General features: G+C 45.0%; 1 protein-coding gene. It reads right to left on the reverse strand.

The annotated features are described in order from the left end of the window. Nucleotides 1-128 precede the first annotated feature (128 nt). Nucleotides 129-1,658, reverse strand: a 1,530-nt coding sequence (locus tag A3766_RS20425) for a TRAP transporter large permease subunit (RefSeq protein ID WP_082907180.1), incomplete at its 5' end; no start/stop codon positions are given.

A 1,658-nucleotide genomic window follows, 5' to 3' on the forward strand; every position in this document is an offset into this window, starting at 1 on the left:
CATAGTAAGTTTTTAGCTCCTTAAGAAAAATACGAAAGCGATCAATTGAGTAGGTACTCATCTCTTCAGTAAATTATAAACAAAAAAAATCCCCGACTTGCGGGGATTTTTTATTTGCCTAACTCAACTTAGTAGGCAACCAGTAGAGGTCCAAAGGCCACGATGAGCAATACTGAGCCCATTGTCATCATTGGCATCAGAATACGCTCATTGCGCTGGTAGAAGGTACCATCCTTAACTTCTTCATCAGCTTTAAGCGCTTCTTCTTCACCCACCACTTGGCGTGTTAACAAGTGATTCAATGCTACCGGCGGGCTCAAGTAACCCAACTCAAAGGCAACCAAAGTCATCATCCAGAAGTGAATTGGATCAATACCAGCCTGGTAAGCAACCGTAGCGATTGTTTGGCTTACCAGAATTACCGCACCAAAGGCTTCCATAATCATACCCATGACAACCAACGCACACACCATAAGGGCCATTGCTGTCCAGATACTTGAGAAGTCACTTGGGAACATCTCAACAACACCGGTTCGTTCGATCATACCACCCAAACAGATACTACAAGCTACCAATAGTAGCAGGGCACCAATTTCAGCCGTTGTCTGGTTGGTGGCTGTACGCACACAGTATTCAATACCTTTATGTGGCTCGGTTGACTTACCATCTTCACTCACCATGTCTTTCTTGGTGATATGTTCAAAAATAAGAATAACGATCATCATCACAGGTAAGATTCGCGCTGCAGAGAACTCATCCAACTGAACGTTTAAGGCCATGTTATAGAACATAATAACGCCACCCATACAAAGGATGTAAGGAATGAGAGGCTTAATTTGCGAAAATGTCTCTGGCAGTGCATCACCAACAGAGGCTAATTGAATCTTGCTCTGACGGTTCACAAACATAACCATAATAAAGAACATAAAGGCACTTAGCGCAAAGACCCATACACCCCAGCCAAATAGTTGGTCGGTCGTTACTTCACGGTTCATGAACGCGATAACAACAACAAGCAAACATGGTCGCAATACAACACCCATACTACCTGACATCGCCGTGGCTGCGAGTGCCAGATTGCGGCGTGCGCCAGCTGCTCTAATTTCGTGATAGATTACTGCACCAGCAGCGATAACGAAGATACCAGAGCCACCTGTGTAGGCAGTCGGTACAGCAGCAAGAACAACCACAACAAAAGCCAACATTTCCGGAGGCATTTTCCAAGGCTTAAACAGGTTCAGAACCAAACCGGCAAAACGGGTTTGTTTCAAGAGCATACCTATCCAGACATACAAACCAACGTTCAGGAACATGTCCGCCAGGTCCATCAGTGTATTCAGATAGATACCTATCCCTGGCATGTGGCCATGAGAGAAGAAGAAAATACCCGCAATGATGGCCATCGTGGAATAGAGAGGAACCGATAACAAAGCATAGCCAATATTACCGCCAGGTTTTAGGTGAGCAGGCACCTTAATCAAATTGTAGATACTGACGATCAACAATAAGGCTATGCCATATACCCAGAAGTTATGCAGCATCGCTTCTTCAGACGGGAGGTTGGTACCATCTGAGTGAGCCAACTCCCGGAAGGCAAAAACCGAAGTCAACAAAACACAATTAGCAATAACCTGTGCAGAGCTCGACACATAGTGATC

The sequence above is a fragment of the Oleiphilus sp. HI0132 genome (genome assembly GCF_001635845.1).